The sequence below is a fragment of the Mycobacterium sp. IDUB_19 genome (assembly GCF_055419445.1).
The window spans coordinates 1-21,985 of record NZ_JBVAXR010000027.1 but is presented as its reverse complement, the minus strand read 5'-3'; the positions used below and the strand labels follow the sequence as shown (position 1 = coordinate 21,985).

Here is a 21,985-nt window from a genome sequence, read left to right as displayed (position 1 = left end):
GCGCGAAGCTAGGCCTTGCGCTGCCCGAAACTACGCTCCGGCGTGACGACATACCTGGTCGCGGCGCGGAATTGGCGAGCGAGATGCAAAGCGGCGCAGATGGGCTATCACAGCGCGGTCTGGAATCCGAGACGTCAAGCCCGACAACGGATCAACTAGCTGCTGCCGGCGCGACTGCGCAATCCACGCCGCCGGGGACTCTGGCCGCGCTCGGTGTCGGCACCACTGCCGTCGCCGCCGGGGTGGGCGCGCAAGAGACCGCTGCCCAGCCACCGACAGGTGTGCAAGCTACCAGCACCGTTGCCGCCGATTCGGCTGCTGACCAGGCTGAGGCCGACTCGCAACACACGGCCGAACCCGAAAACTCCGGTATTCCGCCCAAGTCGGGGCCTGATGAGCCGTTTGGGAGGATGTCCGACGACGAGACGTCGAATGACGAGCTCCCGGGGCGATCGCCCGGCACGGGCTTGGCGACCATCGCCGGGATCGAGCCGGCGGGAGGCGGGTTGTTCTGGGGTGCGGGGCTTCTGCTCGAGCAGCGTGGCGGCGGTGTTCGCTTCTACAGCACGGTGTCCTGGCAGAGGAAGCGGCAAGTGGTGGCGGTGGAGGTCGATACACAGGCCCGGACCCGGGACGGGGTCGGGGAGCTTCTCGTCCGCTACGCCGGAGACCCGGATACTCACGGGCGCAGTGGAAGTGGTTCTCATGTTGGGAGCCCCACTGCGAGGGAGGGGCTGGCTCGGCGTGCGCAGGCCGGTGATCCGGTGCGCGATCAGTTGCTGCAGCAGGGATTTGTGGATCTCGGCGATGGGGTCATGCGGCTAGACATCGGTGACCGAGAGTTCATCGCGGTGCTGCAAAACGTCGACGGGACCGATTTCGTCGACTTCTTCGACCCCGTCACGGAGCGCCATATTCCCGCGGGTTCTCAGGTGGTCGGCGCGGACAGCGTGCGATTCGGTGATCGTGAGCTGCCCGCCGTGGTGGTACAGGGCAGCGACCAGGTGCGGCGTTGGGTCGCCACGCCGTGGGGCGCGATCGCGCTGATGCGGGCCGAGTTGCTTGAGCCGGTGACGGCGGCCAATGCGGGGCTGCCGGAGGTTCCGCGGGGTGAGGAGCCGTCGGGGTTCGTCAGCGGCGCCGACAACCCGACCGAGGTGATTCGGCGGGCGACGCACCTCAACGGGATACCGAAAGCGGAGCTTGAGCGCCGGATGCGGCCCTGGGAACGATCGTCTGCCAGGTACCTCGGCGACGACGAGCAGCTCGACGAGGTGATGGCCCGTGACAACGATCTCCGTCAGGCACTCCACCTCAGTTGGAAAACTGTCGCGGACCCCCTGCGAGTGGCCGACAAAATCCTCATGCGCCTCAACCTTGCCTCTGGCAGGGAGGTTCGGTACCGCGACGAGCACGGGACCCGCTACCGCGCCAAGGACATCCCTGCTGGCATGGGAAGTGAGTTCTCGCCGTTTGACGACGGCACCTCGGCCAGCCGAGATTGCCTATTGGTCCACGAAGTGACCGGTGCGCGGAAGACATTCTCGCCTCTTACCGCAGCGATGATGCGCCGTTGGGGCTTTGGTGAGGGCCTGGGCACCCCGTATCGGGTGGCGCTCGAGGACGTCGTCGCCATGGACGATCACCTGCTTGCACAGGTGGGCGGTGTCGAGGAGTTGCGGCGGGTCGTCCAGCAGGTCGACCAGGACTACGGCTGGCACGATCCCGGCGACCTCGATCCTGACGGAATACGCTCGCTTGTCACCGAATTCGTGCGCGATGCTAATCCGGCTGTGCCCGTCGACTTCGACGACGCCGCGCCGCTACAGCGCCAATGGCGCGGTGTGGTCGACTACCTCGCGGGATTCGGGAAGGCGTCGCCGTTGGTGCGGGCGGTGCTCGACGGCGGGCTGGATGCTGAGGTGGCTGTGGCTGTCGGCGAACTCGATTGGATGGAACTGGCCGACCGGCTCAACACCGCAGGCGCTCGCCCGCTGGTGGTGGTGGAGGTGTACACGAGGTTCCAGACCATCCTCAGCGGCACGGCCTTCGTCGAGCAGCCGGCGGCTGGCGACGGCGATTCGGACGGCGCAGATGGGCTCTCACAGCGCGGTCTGGATTCCGAGACGTCAAGCCCAACAACGGATCAGCGAGCTGCTGTGGGCGAGTCTGTCGACGCGACCGCGCCGTCCACACCATCGGCGGTACCATTCGCGGCTGGCGTCGGCACCGCTGCGGCCGGAGCCGAGTTGAGCGCACGAGAGATGGGTGCTGAGCAACCAGCGGGTGAGCAAGCTGCCAACACCGGTGTAGACGATACGGCGCAGGTGGCTACCAGTGGGGTCTTGTCGGCCCGGCCGGAGTTGACTGCGGAGCAGTGGTTGGCGCATAAGCGCGATGAGGTGGCGCGTGATGCGGCGTCGGTGTGGTTCGCGCCTGCCGGTGTGTCGGGCACGCCGGCCGTTGATCTGTTGGGGCCGTTTTTGGCGCGGTTTTTAGCGTTCTTGCCCGAGGGTTTCACGATCGACAACCGGTTGTGCGGGCTCAACGAGCTGCTCTACGTCCATGACTGGCTGTCCACCAAGACTAATCGTTCGCCGATCGAGCTGCCCGACAACGCGGATGACGTTGCGATGCTGGCCATTATGGGTTTCGGGGATCGCGTGCTGGCCCAACGTGGCCACACCAACTGGGTGGAAATCAGCGCCACCGGTCAGGTGGCTGTCGAACGGGAAGCGGCTGTTATTGCGGTTGCTGATGGTCTGGTCGCCAACGCCGATGACCCCGCCGCGGTGGGTGTGGCGTTGTTGGCTTTTGAGAACGCCAACCTTCGCGGTGGGATGTCTGAAGACGAGCAACAGTGGGCGGTCAACACCCATGCGGTCACTGCGAGGCGCGCGCGTAGCGAAGACACCGGCAAGCCGGAGCTTGTGGTTCATGAACTGGTTCCCAGCGGCAATGTTGATGAGCGTGGCCGACCCACCATGGAGTCGGTGGAATACCGTGGCGCGCAAGCGCAACGGCGTCTGGCTCGGCTCAGTGCGGGTAGTCGGGCCGTGCACGCGTTGCAGTACAACAACGATGGCAGTGCTCAAGAATTCATCGGCCCGAACGACACCGGCGCCACCACGACCACACCGCGCGCTGGACCGAGCACCCACATCGGCCAACGCCACGACGACGGTGACGAGGATGAGGTGAACCTCGACCACGGGCCCTTGCTGTCCACCGCCGATGCCGGGTCGCAGCCTACCGGTGCGCGGTTGCCGGAAATCTTCCGCACCGGTTCGCTGGATGAGATCGCCGACTGGCTCAAGCAGACATATGGCGTGAAGTTCAAGCTGGCCGGCTCCGATTTCGACGAGGGTTTCCTCCGCAGTGCGGCCGTGGTGGTAGCGGAGACTTTCGCGGACTTCCCGGGAATGACGTTGACACAAATTTCTGCCCGGGCTATAAGGAACCTGAACCCGGGAACACACGGGCTTACGCTTTCCACTACCCCCCGCCGGACGGTTGCCACTACGGGTGCGGCCATCCTGATCGAGGCCGTGGAACATTTCATCGCACCCGGTACGGGATTGTCCGTGTTGTCGCTCGGGGCGGCCTATCAGGGCGTGCGAGCGTTACGTGATGTGTTGGGGCACAGAAGAGTGGTGTGGCGGGCGCGCCAACGCGCGGGCGGAGGCTCTGCAGCGCGATACGTCAGCCGGATAGTGCTGCGCCGGGCCTTGCTGGTTGCCGGGTCGGAACGGCGCAAGTGGGTGATCGAGGGACAAGAAGAGGGGCATTTTCGGGGCATCGGGGAACCTGCCACCGATATTTTGCGGCACGAAATTGCTCATGCTGTGTGGTGGTCCGGGGGCCATCAAGCTGCGTCCGAGGTCATGCAAGCATTGTGGGACCGCTACGTCGAGCATTACGTGTCACGTGACGTCGATTCGAACACCCAAATAGCGGGTTTTTGGCTGTGGTTTCAGGCCCAGTTCAGCGGTTACAGCCGGCAGGCATTCAGGGGCCTCATTCGGAGGAACGCAGACCCGCGTCGTGTCAAGAAGCCCGAGAGGACTCTGTCCGAGTTGTTCGCCGAATCGTTTGCGGCGGTGCGTAATCCGCAGATCCGGGCGACCGAAGGCGAGCATGCCGTCTACCGGACGACGGCCGGGTGGTTCCGCGACAATATTCCGGCGACCCCGGCCTCAGTTGTTGTGGAGGAGCCCGAGGTCGACGAGGTCGCATCGCGGCGCTACGGGCTGTGCGGTCTGCGCACGCTGGAGTTCCTGAAACTCGTTTGCGGCGGGCGGACCGTGGTGCAGACTCCGTATGACGTGTTCGGAGAGGACGCCGAGTCGATCGTGGAGGTGTTGCTGTCGGCCGGTTTCAGCAGCCGGGAGTTGTCGCAGTTCGCGCACGGGCGGTGGGAAGCGGGCAGCCCCTGGTCGTTTGCGGCGCGGTTGCGTGACGACAAAGATCCGGCTCGCCACGTGCTGATGACGGTGCGGCATCCGGGTCCAGACAGCTCGGGTGTGTTCGATGCGCACGCGTTCACCTTGACCGCGACCGATGACGGTATGTTGTGGCTGCACGAAACGGTGCAGCGGGGCGACCGCCACCGTGAGGACAGTCACTTCGGCGCCGGGGCCGAGCGGCGGTTGCGGGAGCTCGCTGCGCCGGGTGTGCAGTTCGCCGGGATCGTGTTCGACGAGCAAGGACAAGCCGAGCGGCCCCTCGACGAGACGGATGAAATCGACTGGGAGCGCGAGGAAGGCGTCGACGGACGCATCGGCAGCTCGTTGCAATCCCAGCCTGGTGAGGATTCGCCGAGTAGCGAGTTGGAGGAGTTCGACGCCCTGCAAGAGGGGGCCGACGATGTGGCGGCTGTCCTGCGTGGCCTACTGGTCGAGCTGATCGGTGAGCTGGGAACTCTTGCCGGAGAGGAACTTTCGCTTGAGTTCCTCGCTGACGCTGAGCTGTACGCGGCCGCGCGGGAGAACGGGCGCGCCGATGAGTTCGCCGATCTGGTCGCACGGTATCTCGCCGCCGAGGCGCAGGCCCGGATTTTCGACGAGCGGGTCGAGCAGCTGTCCGCGCTGGTGGTGCCGGAGCTGTCCGCCGACTCGCGCGATCGTGTTGTCGAGCCTGCGCCGGCTGCGCAACGCGTGGCCCTCGTGCGGGCGTTCGCAGCGCTTCCGGACGGCTTCGGCGTCGATGTCGCGCAGCTGTCTGCCGGTGCGATCTCGGACACGCTGATCGACGTGTTGCGCCGTGGGTTGCTTTGGCGCGCCGCTGATCTGGCGCGCGAGCTGATCGAGAAGACGTTCCGCTATCGCATGGCAGATATCTCCGCCCGCTGGTCGGGCGACAACGGCTCGGCCGCCGAACCGCCCGAAAACGCGTTCCCGGGAACCGAGTCGGTGTCGGCGGGTGGCACCGTGCCCGACCGACAGTTCAACACCGGAGCCGAGCCGGGCGCTGCGCCTGCAGACCGAACACTCGCCGCGGCCGGGGAGCGCGGATCGGCGGGTGGACTCGACGACATGCCCGACTCGAGGCCTGAGGACTTCGCCGAGTGGGACGACGGGCCAGGTGAAGCCGGGGCCAATGATCGTGGCGGCGACGGTAGCGGCGGGGCGTCTGCGAAAGACAACAGCAGCGACGGCCACAACACCCCAGAGCCCGGCATGGCCGGCGGGGGGGCTGCCGACGGCAGTGGCCGCGGTGGTGCTGGCCGTGGGGTGGGGCCAGGTGACGGTAGCGGTGCTGGCGATCCCCCGGGCCGTAGCGACGACGACGGTGCGGGCGAGGGCCCTGAGGGCGATGACTTCCACCACTGGGAGCAGGAGTTCCCCCCCGCTGGCGGTGGGTCCGCGGAAGGGGCCCCTGACTGGGAGCTGCCGCCGTTGGATATCGAGCACGCCATCACGCTGACCGAGGTCATCGGGCAGGCTATCGCCAACCCGTTCAGCGGGCCGTCGATTGCTGGGCAACTTGGCCACGATTTGTCGGGGCGCTACCGGGAGTACGAGGTTCAGTTCGAAGGTAATTGGAAGCACCCCGGCGTCGAGTTGTGGGGTGCGATCTGGCGAGGCGGGGTGCAGCTGGGCACGTTGTGGATACGCGCTCGCTTCGACGAGCAGCGCCGGCCAGTGGTGTTGCTTTGGCTCGACGGCATCGAGCGTGAACCGGTAGCGGACCGCGCCCAGCTCTACCGGGTGCTCGGGGAAGCGCTACGGCCCTACTTGGAGCGCTCGAACGTTTGTTACGTCGACGGGCCGTTCCTGGCCACCGACGAAACCACCGACACGGTCGGAGGCTCGCCCGCAGCCGGTGAGCCCGAGCAGGGCTCGCGCGCGTGGTATCGGTGGCAGGACGTGCCCACCCGCGAGGTGAACGTCGGGCACGCCAGCACGCTAGACGAGGTCTTCTTGCGGATTGCCGCCGATCCAGGCGCAAAGTATTTGTTGATCCAGCTGCTTGCCGACGATTTGTCGGGCCGCTACCAGGACAACGTGGTCCAGTTCCGCGGTTTATGGATGGACCAGTACGTCGGCGTCGAGTTGTCGGGTGAGGTTTGGCGAGACGGGGCGCAGCTGGGCGCGGTGCGCATCGGCGCTAACCTCGACGAGCAGGGCCGGCTAGTGGTGTTCCTGTGGGTTGAAGGTATCGGCGGTGAACCGGTAGCGGACCGTGCCGAGCTCTACCGAGTGCTCGGGGACACGCTACGGCCCTACTTGGAGCGTTCGAATGTTTATCACGTCGACGGGTCGTTGTTGGCCACCGCGGAAACCGCCGACACGGTGGGGGCCCTCCCAGCCGCCGGTGAACCTGATGAGGGCTCGCGCGCCTGGTATCGGTGGCAGGATGTGCACACTCGCGAGGTCAACGTCGATTACGCCAGCTCCCTGACCGAGATCTTTTTGCAAGCGGACACCGATCCAGGCGCAAAGGATTGGTTGATTCCGCTGCTTGCCGATGATTTGTCGGGCCGCTACCTGGACTACTTGGTGCATTTCGGCGGTGCCTGGGGGGAGTCTGGCATCGAGTTGTACGGTGCGATCTCGCACGGGGCGTACCTGGGCGACGTGCGCATCAGTGCAGACCTTGACGAGCTGCGCCGGCCAGTGGTGTCGCTGTGGGTCGAAAATATCCGCGCAGAACCGATACCGGACCTTGCCCAGATCTACCGCGTGCTCGGGGACACGCTACGGCCCTACTTGGAGCGCTCGAACGTTCGTCTCAAGGGGGGCCTGCCCGCTGCCGGTGGGTCCGAGCAGGGATCGCGCGAATGGTATCGCTGGCAGGACGTGCGCACCCGAGAGGTCAACGTCGAGCACGCCAGCGCACTGACTGAGGTCTTGTTTTTGGCGGCCGCCGATCCAGGTGCAGAGTGCTGGTTGATTCCGTGGCTCGCTCACGATTTGTCGGGCCGCTACCAGGACTACTTGGTGCAATTCGGCGGTTTTTGGGGGGACGAAAGCGTCGAGTTGTCCGGTTCGATCTGGCGAGACGGTGAGCTGCTGGGCACGGTGCGCATTAGCTCTCACGTCGATGACCAGCGCCGACCTTTGCTGTGGCTGTGGGTCGAAGGTGTCGGCGGTGAACCGGTAGCAGACCGTGCCCGGCTCTACCGGGTGCTTGGCGGCACGCTACGGCCTTACTTTGAGCGCTCGGATTTTCATCACGTTGACGGGCCGTTTCTGGCCAACCGCGAAATTACCGACACGGTGGGGGGCGTGCTTGCTGCCGGTGAGCCGCAGCAGGGATCGCGCCAGTGGTATCGGTGGCAGGACGTGCCCACCCGCGAGGTCAACATCGACCACGCGAGCACGCTCGACGAGGTCTTCTTGCGGGCCCCCGCCAACTGGTACAGCGGGGAGTTGATGGTGAAGCAGCTCGGCGACGATTTGTCGGGCCGCTACCACGCCTACTTGGTCCAGTTCTGCGGTGAGTGGGCGGACCCTCACGATATGAGTGCGGACGGCGCCGAATTGTTCGGAGCGATCCGGCGCGACGGTGTGCTGCTGGGCACGGTGCGCATCCACGCTGCCTTTGACGAGCAGCGCCGCCGACCGGTGGTGTCGCTGCGGGTCGAGGGTATCGCGGGGGGACCAGTATCCGACCGGCTCTACCGGGTGCTCGCGGACACGTTAAGGCCTTACTTCGAGCGCTCAGGTGTTGATCCGATCGACGCGCCCGACGACCCCGAGGACCCCGGCTCGGCGGGTATACGCCGGCCCAGCAACCCACCGGGTTTCGACTCGGGCACCGACGAGTACCCCCAGCCGCCCAGCGACGAGCACGGCGATACGGGTTCAGAGGAGCGAGGCTCGCACGAAACCCGCGGCGACGCCAGCGACGGTGACATCCCGGATCAAGCTCCAGCGCCTGACGACGGGTCGGGCCGGGGTGGCGGTCGCCGCGACGGTGGCGGTGGAGGTGATGATGCCGGCGCTGGCGGGGAGGGCGAAGAGGGTGACGAAGAGTCCCCCCAGGATCTTGGCGACTATCGCCGCGTTGGTCCCCGGGGCCGCCGTCAGGTAAACCCCAACTTGGCCGAGACATTGGCCGACCTGTTCGGTCGCCTGGACAAAGCCAAACAGGCCGGCGAGGACCTGTCCGGCTATAGCGGGGACATCCGCTTCTTGCTATTCGGTTATGCCGAGGACGATGTCGTGGTCCTTCAGGGGCCGCTCGCCAATGACCGACACGAACTGCTCACCCATCCCCGCAGCTTCATCGGCGATGTCGCACGGGAATTCCGCTGGGACAGTGATGGGAACCTGGAAGCTCATCACTACGAGGAGAATCTGGGCGAGGCGCTTGGGGCGCTGAACGCGAAATTATTGCCTTACTACATCAGATCCGGCATTAAAACCATCTTCCTTCATCGGCCGGACGGCGCCATCGAACTTTCCCGTCTTATAAACGGCGAATATCGCCCCCATCCAGACACGTTGCAAGCGCGCCTCGACGGCGCTGCCACCGCCGACGCACAGGGGAGTGTGCTCCCAGACGGCGATGCTGCCTCAACGGCTTCAGCAGAAACCGCGCCCACCGAAGCCGCGCTCGCGGAAGGGGATCGTGATCCGCTGCCCGAGGTCGACCCCGCTACCCAGCCCGACAAGCCGATCCGTACTACCGAGGAGCCCTCGGGTGCGGAAGGCCGGGACGGGCAACCCGCCGGCGCCGCAGGTTCAGGCGAATCCGGCGACCCACTTTCCGAACGCGAGTTCGTCGAAGAGGCGTTGGCCGACGCCGGGCGACTTATGGAGGAGGTGGGATCCTGGCTGGCGGCGTTGCTACGTGAGCTGTCGATCGATGTCGGCGGGATCGATGTCGATGGGGCGGTTTCGTCACCGGCGAGGCTGCTGGGCGAGCTGGCGCGCATGGAGGTGCGTCGGGCCGCGAAACGCCGCGGGGAGTTCGCCGACCTCCGCTTTGCGGTGACGACGTATCTGTTGGTCTCTACCGAACAGCGGATCTTTAGGCGGTGGTTGAACGGTTTGGGCGCCGGGGGGCTGTCCGCCGAGGAGCTGTCCGCCGAGGAGCTGTCCGCCAAATTAACGGGGGTGCTGGCCGATCGGGGTGTGGTGGGCGAACCGGCGACCTTGGATGATCTGCAGCGCGGGGTGCTGGAGTTGTTGGAAAAAGAGTTGTTCTGGGAGGAGCGAGAACAGGCCGAGCAGCTCGTCGACTGGTACACGCGACTCGCGGCGACGCGGGTGCGAGCGGAGTGGCGGCGGGCCGCGGCGCAGAAGCGGCTGCAGGATGCGGGGATCGAGGTCGTTGGTGCCAATGAGGCCTCCGACACCGTGTTCGCCGACGTTGTGGCGGCGGTCGAGGGCCTGCGTCACCACGGTATCGCGTGGGGGATCGAGAATATTTCGTTCGGTCCTACGCGGGATGGTTCGCCCGTGACGGTGAGGGTGACGAATCGTGGGTCGGGTGAGCCTGTTTTCGTCACGTCCCTCACTGTCGATCCGACCGGGCACGACGTCGCTGCGGCGATCCATGCGGCGGTGGCGCTTAAAGTCGTGGCGGGGCATCGCAGGGAATTCGAGGGCGTCGTCGACAAACTGGCCGAGGTTCATGCCGGCCACCAGGTCGAGGGAATGGTGCTGAGCTACTCCGAGTGGCTCGAGTGGCTTGGTGAATCCGGCGTGACGGGCCGCGAAAGATCCCTTGCTCCTGAGGTTGTCGTGAACGCGTTCGTTCGGGTGATGACCGATCCGCCGGCAGCTGTGAGGCATCCGGCCTATTCGTTACACCGGATGGTGTTGGACCTTTTCTTGCGTCGTGACGTTGAGCGTGAGTACGTTCCCGACGATCCGCGCACGCGTCGTCTGGTTGTCCAGCTCACCGCTGCTGAGCGCGAACGTCGGCATCTGTCCGGTGTGGTGCAGCGGATGGTGTTGGACGCGGGCCTGAACGACATCATGATGCTCGACGCGAACTGGGCGCGCGCACTTTGGGCTCAGCGGCAGCAGATGGTCGAGTTGTGGGACGCGTTTGCAGAGGAGTCGCACAAACAGGCCGAACTGGATTGGCTGCAAGCACATTCTGAGAGCCTGGAGCGCTTTGGTGAGCAATTCCCCAACGTGAGCCAGCTGTTGACCCAGGCCGAGGAGCGGGTTGGTGAGTTGAGTGCACAGGTCGAATCGGCGGTCGCGGCCGAGGTGATCGCGTCGGTGGGTGCTACCGAAATCAATTCGCGGGCAGGTTATCTGGATGGCGACCCTGGTCAGGTGATAATCGTGGCCCTGTCTCCGGTGGACGTCTTGTTGGGCATGGACAACTTGCCCGTCGGCACCGAAATCCGGCTACGGCAACTCACCATCGACCTCGACCTCGGCGGCATGCTGACCCTGGAAGACATCGAGCGACCCGACGACGATAGCGGGTCCAGCGGTGAGGACGTGAACCGCGATGGCCCCGGCGACGGCGGCGCCCCGGGCGCATCGCGCGACACCGGCGGGGTCGGCGTGGCTGACGAACAGGCCGAGGGGCATTCCGCCGAGGACCGCGACGATGACGCGGATGGTGGACACGGTACCGAGGGCGAGGTGAACCTCGACGATGCCCCCACACTGGCTGAGGTCTTGCTGCTGGCCCCCGCCGACGAAGAGGATCCGCTCGTCCGGAGGCTTGTACATGGTCTGTCGGGTCGCTACGGGCAGTACTTCGTCGACTTCCACACGGTTTGGGTTGACCCCGTTTTTGTCGGTGGAGACGGTATCGAGTTGTTCGCCACGATCTCGCGTGGCGGTCAACGGGTCGGCACGCTGCGGATGATCAGTTACTTTGACCAGGAGCAGGGCCGACCTGTCGTGGTCTTGCGTGCTGTGGGCGTGAATGACCAGCCGTTGCCGGATCCCGCGGATCTGTTCGACACGCTCGGCGACAAGCTGGGGCCCTACTTTGCGGACTCGGGTGTTGCTCGCGTCGAGGGGTCTTTCCTCGCTACCGCCGATGGGGCCGTGGGCAATGACGACCCGAAAATCGATGCTACATCCGATTTGTCGGGTCGGCCGGAGTTGACTCCCGAGCAGTGGTTGGAGCAGAAGCGGGATGAGGTGGTGCGTGATGCGGCCACGGTGTGGTTTGCGCCGCGTGGGGTGACCGGCACGCGTGTAGATGATCTGCTCGGGCCGTTCTTGTCGCGGTTCTTGGAGCTTTTCCCTGAGGGCTTCATGATTGATAACCGGTTGTGTGGGCTCAACGAGCTGATTTATGTCGATGAGTGGCTTTTGCGCAAGGCGGGGTGTTCGCCGATCGAGTTGCCCGATGACGCCGATGACGTTGCGGTGCGGGCGGTTATGGGTTTTGGGGGTCGTGGGCTGGCGCAGCGTGGTCACACCAACTGGGTGGAAATCAGCGCCACCGGTCAGGTGGCTGTCGACCGGGAAGCGGCTGTTATAGCGGTTGCTGATGGTCTTGTCGCCAACGCCGATGACCACGCCGCCGTGGGTGTGGTGTTGTTGGCTTTTGAGAACGCCGCCCTTCGCGGTGGCATGTCTGAAGACGAGCAACAGTGGGCGGTCAACACTCATGTGATCACTGCGAGGCACGGGCGTAGCGAAGACACCGGCAAGCCGGAGCTTGCGGTTCATGAACTGGTTCCCTCTGGTGGTGTTGATGAGCGTGGCCGACCCACCATGGAGTCGGTGGAATACCTTGGCGCGCAAGCGCAACGGCGTCTGGCCCAGCTCAGTGCGGGCAGTCGGGCTGTGCACGCGTTGCAGTACAACAACGATGGCAGCGCCCAAGAACGCATCGACCGCGACACCGACACGCCGCGCGCCGGACCCCGCTCCCGAATAGGCCAACGCCACGACGGCGACGACGGCGACGAGGTGAACCTCGACCACGGGCCGTTCTTGTCCACCGCTGATGCCGCCGAGATTCTGGCAACTCCACGAAGGGCCGGCGGCGAAACGGCTGGAGCGGCAAGGGTTGTGCGGGTTTCGAAGGTGTCGGATTTGCCTGTGGCGTTGGCTGGGGTGCGTGGTGATGGGCCGCGGTCGACGGTGGTGGTGGCTGGTGGTGTGGGTGGTTTTGATGACGCTGGGATGGATCGGTTGCGGGTGCTTTGTGCCGAGGCGATCGTGCCGGTGATGGTCGAGCACGATGCGGTGGGTGTGGGTGGGGCGACGGCCGCGGGTGTGGGGGTGTTGTTGGGTGCGGCTGGTGTGGCGCTGGGGGTGTCGTTGCCGTTGGTGGGTGTGGTTGCGGCGGACAGGGTGCAGCTAGCCGGGCAGCCATCACCGGGGGTGGACGCGGTGGTGGTGGGGCCGCATGTCACGGATTGTGTTGTGCTGCCGGCTAATCTGCGGGGGGCTGAGGCGGAGTGGATTGCGCGTAGTGCGAAGTTTGTGGCGGGTGGGTCGCCGTCGGTCACGGTGCTGGTTGGTGGTGATCAGCTGGCTTATGCCGATGTGGAGCACAGTATTGCGGCGGGTCGGCTGGTGGTGGTGGTCGACGGGTCGGGAGGTATCGCTGATGTGATCGCTGCTGCGCTGCGCGGCGGGGCACGCGGTGATGAGCGGGCGGCGGGGTTGGCGGCTTCGGGCATGGTGGCGTCGGTGTCGGTCGATGACCCGCCTGCGCTGACGGGGGTGTTGGCCGAGTGTTTGTCGGCGCCGCAGGGCCCGGCGGAGGCTGGCGGGTATCGGCCGGCCGCGGGGGTGAGCGCTGAGACGATTGGCGCTTTGGTGGCGCGGGCGGCGGCTGTTGATGGGGTGGCGCGGGACAGCCTTGAGGCGGCCTATCGTGACTCGGTCACCGAGGTGATGGGCGCGCTGTTCACCGACAGCGATCTGATCACCGATGTGCTGACCGGGCTGGTGTTCAAGCAGGCATTCGCCGCGTTGAGCGGCGTGGACATCACCGGGGATCCGGTGGGTGTCTTCCAAAGGTGTTTGGCGCGGGCCGCATCCAGTAACCCAGTGTTGGGCAAGTGGCTGCACCAGAAACGCCTGTCGCAGGACTTGAGTCAGGCCCAGTTGGGCACACGTGCCCACGTAGCTAAATCGCATATCAGCAACATCGAATCGGGCCGGGATGGGACGACGAGGTCTACGTTGGGGTGGTTGGCCGCGGCGTTGGGGCTCTGGGGGCCCAAGGCGCGCACCGTGCTCAACCATTTCCGCCCGCTGCCGGTAGTGAAACCGTTGACCGCCTACGACAAAGAATACGACGAAAAGAAAAAGGAACACAACGGCTTCGGGGCGTGGCACCGCGATACGCGCCAGTCACAGGAATGGACCAAAGAGGAATCGGCGGACCTGGCCGGCGTCAGTAACTCTGAGATCAACCACGTCGAGCTGGGTACTCGCAACCCGCCGAGGGACACGGCCAGGTGGCTGGGGGCGGCGGCGGGGTTGTCGGGTGCGCCGCTGCGCGAGGTGCTGGATTACTTTTCCCCGCTGCCGGCGGGGCGCGTGTTGATCGCCGACGAGGAGGTCTTGGCGGTTGTCGGGCAGGTGCTGCGCGAGATACGCGAAGCGCGCGGCTTGAGCCAGGCCACTGTGGCCGAAAGTGTCGGAATCGGTGCACCGACGGTCAGTCATGTCGAGGCAGGCTCGACGAGGCCGTCCGTGGAGGTAGCTGAGCGCTGGATCGAGGCGGGGTTGAAGTCTTCGGTAGGTGAGGTGCGCGAGGCGGTGCTGCCGGTCATGGTCGAAAAGGTGTATCCGGGTGTGCGTAACCATGCTGTTGATTTGGTCACCAGGGTGCGCAGCTGGTGTGAAGAGCATTGCGGCGAAGCATTCACCGAGATTCCCGATGAGGTGGTGGCCGAGGCCCTGGGCTTGTCAACCCAGCAGGTGGCATTCGCGCGCGCTGTGACCGGCCCGGTGAGCGCACAGGCATTTAGCGGCAGCGACGTGATCGCTTTCGTGCGTACCGCATTGGCGGGCTTGTCGCCACACGAGATCGACATCGTCTGTGACCATGTGTTCCTCAAGCAGCCTGTCGCAGAGTTTGCCCACCGGTTGGGCATCGATGAGGAGGACACCGCCAGTGCACTCGTCGAACACGCCGAGGAACTCCTCCAGGCGGCGCTGGGTCCGCCCCGGTCCTCCAATAGTGTTGCGGCGCTGGAGAACACGCCGAGGCAGCCGGTCAAACCGTTGACCGAATACCAGGGCCAGCGGCACAAGCTCGGGATCTGGATGCTCGAGAACCGGGTGGCGCGCGGTTGGTCGCAGCAGGAACTGGCCCAGCGGGCCAACGTGAGTTCGTCCATGGTCACGCTCGTCGAGCGGGACAAGGTGTCGGCGTCGTGGGAGACCGCTGCGCAGCTGGTGTCGGCGCTGCTGGGGTTACCGGCTGACGCGCTGCAAGACGAGCTCCTGCGGGTGCTCGACTACCTCGTCAAGGAACCGGAAGTGCAGGTGTTGATCGAGCACCCCCCGGTGAAGAAGCTCTTCGGGGGGTTGGTGCGCGAAAAACGCCTGGAGCGCGGCTGGAAGGCGCTGAAGGACCTGGCCGACCGTGTCCGACCGGACGGACCGGATGGAAAGCCAGTTCACCCAAACACTATCGGCGGTCTCGAGCTGGGCAAGTCCGTGTCCGTGGAACTGGCTGGGCTGGTGCTCGAGGCGTTGGGATACACGGTCGACGACTGGCGCCAGCTCATGCTCCGCGTCCAGTTCGAAACCAGATACCCGGATCTGCGCCGCCGTGCGGCCGAATTGGTGACAGACGTGCGCGCCTGGCGCACCGATGACGAGGTGCCCGCCGGCCGCCGCTGGTCGGACGCGCAGGTGGAATTCGCCGATCGTGTGATCGCGGACGCCGGGCCGGTAACTGAAAAGGCACTCAGCGACCGCGAATTGATGGACTTCGTGCGTGCCGCATTGGCGGATCTGCCCGCAGAAGACACACAGATCGAAGCACTCCTGAACTATTTGGCCTTCGACCAACACTGGCGGCCTGTGGACGACATTGCCCAGCGTCGGTTAAGCACCACCGCGGTAAGGGCGCGGGAACTGGTTGAGGCAGCCGAGCAACGCCTTCAGGAGGTGTTGAGTGAGGTCCGGATGACGGCGTTGACGGAAACCGTTGCCGACAAGCTGGATTCGGCTGGCTTTATGATCCGTGGCGCCTCTGTCGGGCAAGAGGTTGAACAGTTGCTGCGGTCGGGCAGGGTCGAACGGATCCGGCGGTGGATGAAAACCATGCATCACCGGCAAGCCGACACCGCCGCTGGATCCGACGGCGCCTCGGCGATAGACCCCGACTCGGCGGCTGGGGTTGGCGACGTCGTTGAGCTCAGGCCATTTCGGTTGGAGGATTTTGCCGAGTGGGATGGCTATGACACTGTTGCTGAGATCGTCGCGGGGTTGGCGCGCAAGTACGACTGGGTCACAGTCGAGATTGCGCCGGACTGGCCCATCGACGCTGCCCGTGACGTCGCCAGGGCGGTCGACTACTTCTTCGGCGCCTATGGCCGTGCGACGCAGGTGACCCGCATAGTGGTGGGCGATCCGACGCAGGCATTGATCGACGCCGGCGTGGCCGACGCTGCCGAAATTGCCCCGCGCATGTCGTCCGTGGACGTGTACGGCGGCGGCGGGTACTCGATCATCCTCAATCATCAACGCGCGCAGTCACAGCGGGCGCGGTGGTACGCGCCATTCTCGCCGGCCTACCCATTGCTTTCGGCTGTGTTCGGGGGCCGGCCGGTGTTGGCTTTTACCTTCCGGGCATTGATCAAAGGGTTGGTTCACTCTCTGGCGAGCCGGCCAAGCATCTTTGCCGATCGGGTGCTTCGCGCGCATAGCGGTCGCGCCGCGGATCCGCAAGATTATCTGCGTTGGCGTGATCGCACGGTCCCCGATGGGGGGGAGGGCGGCGCCTCGTGGGATCCGCTGAACGCGGTGGTGGTCGCCGCAATGGCGGTGGCGCACGGAGCCGCCAGCGACGGGCAGCGGGTGCTCTACGACTTGCTGGCCGAGGAGTTGCACGCGGCCGCTGCCAGGGCGGCGCTGCTGCGCGAGCGTGGCCCGGCGGCGGTGGATCGGCGCGGTCGCTCTTACCTGCTCCCTTACCTGGCGGCAAGTCAGAGTCTTGTCGAGCTGGGCGAGGCAATCTCGTCGTTGGGCATCAAAACGGTCGGATTCGACCGTGAGGGTCTGGATGTCGGGTTGGTGGCACGGTTCTTCGGGTCGCTGCTGGATGTGCTAAGCGGCGTAGACGCGCCTGGCGATGCTTGGCCTCTGCAGGCGCAGGTGGAATATCTTGATCGCACGAAGTTCGGGCTCCGGCCGTATGGGGAAGCGACTGCTAGCGCTACTCCTGGCATTAAAGTAGCCAACGGCAGCAGGACTTTGTACACGCACACAATCACCGTTAACCCAAGCTTCGCAACGAATCCGGAAGAACTCCGTGATAAAGCGGCGGGCGACTGGGTCGGCGGGCAGCATGGCGGCCCCGTCGATGACTCCATGTGCAGGGACGGTGCCCACGAGGGTGGTCATGGGCTGGCGTTCGCGGGGCAGAACAGGGCGGTGGGTAAGGCACGCGTTGCGTTGCGGCGTTTTTATGTGTGCCGGTATGGGTCGTTTGAGGGGTATGAGCGGTGGGAGCGGTCGGGGCTAAGTTCCTATTGCTTCCGCGCGAATGGTGAGCTCAACCCGATTGAGGCGGTGGCGGAGGGATTCGGCAGTGTGTGGCATCGCGGGCAGGGCGCCAGCGAGGCGGAGTTGGTGTTGTGCGCGTTGGTGTTACGCGAGGCCGGCATCGACGAGGACCGGCAGCGCTGGGTGCTGCAGGGCGATCCGCGGTTGGGCCTGGGGCTGGACGTCGACTACGTGTTCGGCGACTCGCAGGAGCGCGAGCCGCAGTGGGTGCGGCGGTTTGGGCTGCCGGTGCCGGGTGAGGGCGGTTGTCTGGCGCGGGCGCCCATCTACGTGTGGCAGTTGGGTGGGGCGCTGTGGGATTTGAAGTACGACCCTGAGGATCGTGAAAACGATTGGGAGACCGCACAGCTGACTGCTGGGGGCAGGTTTTTGCCGGTGAATCCGCGGGGGCCACCGCGCGGCATTGCTGGCCTGGATCCGTTCGCGTCGGCGGGTCCGGTGCGTGCCGCGGCGGCGGGGTTGGTGCGTTTGGCTCGGCGTGGGCGTGCTGATGCCGCATGGGTGGTGCTGCATACCGAGGATCCCGATCGCGATGACTACTTGGTGGTGTTGCAGGTCGTCGGCAACGAAGTGATCGTGTTCGACGAGGCGGTCGGTGGGCCGATGCGGTATCAGGAATGGGAGACGATTCAACCGTTCGGGCAACCCGACGCGGCGTTCCAGCTGCTGCTGCACACCAATCCCAACACTGCGAACCCCCACGGCGACGGATTCGTCGCGATTCACCGCTACGACGAGCACCCCGCCTCATCGGGGCTACCCACCGACAAGCGCATCCGCAACGTGCCCGGCGACGAGCCTCCTGCGGGTGCGCCGAATTCCGATCAGCCGGCGAGGTTGCCGGAATTCTTCCGCATCGGGGACCTGGGCAATATGAATGCTTTGCTGGTGGAGCTCGCCTCTCTTCGTGATCGGACTTTGCAGGACCTTGACCTGGTGCGGGGGGGTGTTCGGTACCGGGCTTCGCAGCTGCGGAAGAGCCCAGCGGGCCTGTTCGTCGGTAGTCCGGCGTTGTCGCAGTTGGAGAATCAGCGGGATGTAGCGCACCGGTTGGTGGTTAACGGTTTGGCAGAGCGCGAGGTTATGTCTGCACTGGGGCCACAGATGCGTTCGCTGTTAGGCCGTGCGGATGTGGCGACGGTGTCCGCGCGGGTGGTGAATTCGGTGATGAAGAAGCTGCAGGCGTCTCCGTACCGCAACTTGCACGCCGTTGAAACCATGGTGCGCAACTGCCTGCGGTTCGCGAAGCTCAATGGGCTGATTGAGCAGGTTCACGCGTTGGCTCGCGTCGAGCAACGGGTCGTCGGGGTGGGGGCATTGCACGAGGCGCTGCGCACCGCGTTGCAGCAGCGCGATTGTGGGGTGGCGCTGGCTGGTTCCGATGAGGTCGAAGCGGAAGTAGCAGCGGCGCAAGGCTATTGGCGTGGCGAAGTCGATCGGCTGACGGCGGTGGGCGCTGAGATCATTGAGCTGGTGGCGGCCATTGATCGGGTTACATCCCAGATTTCGGACAAGGTATGTGATGAGCGGATGGAGCAGGCCGCGGACTCGCGCGATGTGTATCTGGGCGGCCTGTTCGAAGATTCGTTGGAACTGCGAATGTTGGCCGGCTGGTGTGATGCGACGCCGGATGACCAGGAACTGCGGGCGCTGGTTGAGCACGCCGAGGCGATCAATGCCCTGCGTCGTGAAAACAGCCGTCACGAAGCGCGGTTGGCAGAGCTGGTTTCAGGGCTCGTCACGGCCGTCGCCGAGGGTGCGCAGGGCAGTGTTGCCGATACCGCCGACGCAGCCGAGGCTGCGGGAGTACCCGTCGCCGGTGTCGTGCGTGCCGAGGGCTTACCGCCGAACGGTCGTAACGATGCGCTTCGCGCCTACCTGGACGCCGAGTTGTCCCGCGCGGAAAACGACAAGTATCGGCACCGGCTGGAGCGGATCCGGAATGGGTTGACCGAGATGGATGAGGCCGCCGCCGAGCTCGGGTTAGACCAGCCTCTGGTGTTGGCCTTTGATCCCCACGCGTGTGGCGGTGAAGGACGGCTTCTGCTCAGCATCGGTGAGCACCCTTACAAGGCGAAAAGCCGGGGGTGGCTGATCTCCAGGCAGCCGGTAGACCAAGTAAATCGCCTCGGCCATCCTGCGTTTGCACTACTGCAGAGGATCCAACTGGAGACGCCGTCGGCGGCCGTAATCCTTTGCGTCGGCGACAACACGGTGGGCAGCGAAGGCATGGAAGCGCAGACCGAGTGGGTCAAGCGGATGCGGAGGTTCCTCGGGCCAGTCACGGCGCCAGTGCCGGTCGGCGTGAGGGCCATGCTCGAGCAGGAAAAGACATTTGGGCTCCCGGGAGCCCCTGGGCACTCAGTTCGCGTGCTACTTGAGAACCTGTTCGGGAAGCCGGGCAGCGATCCCCCTAGCGCTTTCTACACTGAGCTTCCGGCATTCCGGGCTGCCTCTCGGGTCTGGCGAACTGGCGGGGCCGAGGATCGCGTATATGCGCTGCGCCCCCCAGCGATCACCGCCGATTGGCCAACGGACCTGCTGAAGATCGCCGGCGTACCACTCGGCAAGCCGACAGCGCACGGAGCGAAGCCCGCGCGCGCCAACCCCCTGTGGCGGCAGCACATCGGGATTTCGGCCCACCGCGGGGACTCCAGCTTTCACCCTGAACTCAGTCGGGGCGCTCTCCAATCAGCGCTGGACAAAGGCGCCAACGCTATCGAAATTGACGTCCGCCTCACCCACGATGGACATGTGGTCCTCTTCCACGACGAGAAGGTAGACCGCACCTCGGACGGCGCGGGCCTCGTCATCGACAAGACGCTGGCCGAGCTGAAGTCACTCTACGGCGGCGACGGGATACTCACGCTCGACGAGGCGGTGCGACTGGTCAAAGACCACCATGCCCGGACCGGCCACGCGGCGACCGTGTTCGTCGAGATCAAACCCATGCCGCGGCCGTGGGTACCTTATGAGGTCGAATCCAAAGTGGTGAGGTTGCTGGATGGCGCAGGCCTCGCAAATCCTGCAACAGCGGAGCACCCCCGCGCGGTGGTGACATCGTTCTACCCGGACACCTTGTTGGAAGTGCGTCGCGTCGCACAACGGCTCCAAACTAGCTTGCCTATGGTATGGAACCTGCTGCCGATGGCGACCGAGCAGCAGATTTCTACCGTCTTGGGTCTGGCCAAGTGGATCGGCGTCGACGGGCTCGCCCACTACGCCCAAACGCTGAGAAGCTTCCCCGATATCGTTGGCTGGGCGGCCGCCGAAGGCATCGTCACCATCGGCGGGCCCGCGGACAACGACATCGATCGAACGTACTTCAGAGATCTCGGTGTTAGTTGGCTCCAGACCGACGATCCCGCAGGCAGCATGGCCTTGCTCGGGCAAGGACCCATTGACTCCGAAATCGGTGAAAGTGCCGGTGGGGCAACCGAATCAGCTTCCGCTGCGGCTTGGCTGAGTTATGAAGAGTTCGGCCGCAACTTCTTCAACATCGCGGTGACGCCGGAGGCCGTGGCGGACGGTGTTGCTGGGATTGCCGCCGGCGGTATCGAGATGGGTCCGATTGCCGTTGGGCCCGGCAATCTCGCCACGGTCAGCGCTACGGGGACTGTGGGCCGACCGCTGGTTGTGCGGACGGTCGGTGAGATTAACACCTTCGAGATCCGCGTTCCGCTGGATTTCGATCTTGAGGTCGCTTTGCCGTTCGGACAGCAGAGCTTCAAGGTGAGCGGTGCGGTCGGGTTGCGCGCGGCCACGCGCGCTAAAGAGCCACTGCTGATGGTTATCGACATTGATGAGCCGCGGCCGTCGGATGTCAGCGTTGAGGTGTCGTCGGGTTCTCGGGTTGGCAAAGCTGTGCAGGCATTGGGTGGCCTGGACGCCCAGATCCAGATGTTCATCGCCGATTACGTGCGCGAGAAGGTCGAAGGTGCCAAAGCGGCACGGGTCATTGACGTGGCAGAACGGCTCCGCGTCAACACCACCCACATGGCTGCCGAACGGGAAAAGGACCATACCGGCAGCGGGCCGGATGTCGAGTCGCCGGCTACCGTGAGAGACGACAGTGAGCGTCCGGCCGGGCAGCCCACAGCCGCTCCCGCGGGTGGGTTTGTGGGTGTGGCGGCGTTTGATTTTGATGGGACTCTTGCTGAGGTTGATGCTCCGCCAATGTTTTTGGCGGAGAGGTTTGGGTGGCCGCGGGTGATTTTGGCGGGGGCTGGGGTTGGCGTGCGTAATCGGGGGCGGGGTGCGTTTGGGTTTGAGGTGGTTGCGCGGTTGTTTAAGGGCATGCCCGCGCAGCGGTATGCGCAGTGGGGTGAGTCGTTTGCCGAGCGGTTGCCGCAGTTCCTCCGACCCGAGTTGGTGGACAAGATTGGGGAGTACAAGAGCCGGGGCTTTGCGGTGGTCATTGTGTCGGAGGGGCCCGCGGCCTATCTGCGGCCGTTGGCCGACAAGCTCGGTATCGATGCTGTGTTGGCCGGGGAGTTGGAGGTCGACGACACCGGTATGTTGACCGGGCAGATCGTGGGCGGTCAACGGACTCGGGGGGCGCATAAGGCCGCGCGGTTGACGGCGTGGATGGCCGCGCACGGGCTGCGTGCTGATGTTGAGGTTCACGCTTACGGTAATTCGTCGGGGGATGAGCAGATGTTGGCGATGGCCACCCATCCCATCTGGGTGGGCCGTCGCGGTGCTGGGGCGCGCGCCGATTGTGTGGGGCAGGGGTTGTCGATTGTGGGTGGGCTGGTCTCGGCGGATGGGCGCTCGTGGTCGGTGCGGGGTAAGAGCACTCGGCGTGTGCTGGCCAAGCGGGTCGGGGCGGTGTGGCAGCCGGT

At 65.2% G+C, this 21,985-nt stretch carries 1 protein-coding gene (cut by a window edge); it reads left to right on the top strand.

Translation table 11 applies throughout. The annotated features are described in order from the left end of the window. Window positions 1-21,985 carry part of the coding region annotated (locus tag ACZY0B_RS19690) for an HAD-IB family phosphatase (RefSeq protein ID WP_463765893.1) on the top strand (this coding region is incomplete at its 3' end). 22,477 nt of the annotated region lie to the left of the window's left edge, so 21,985 of the 44,462 annotated nt are shown.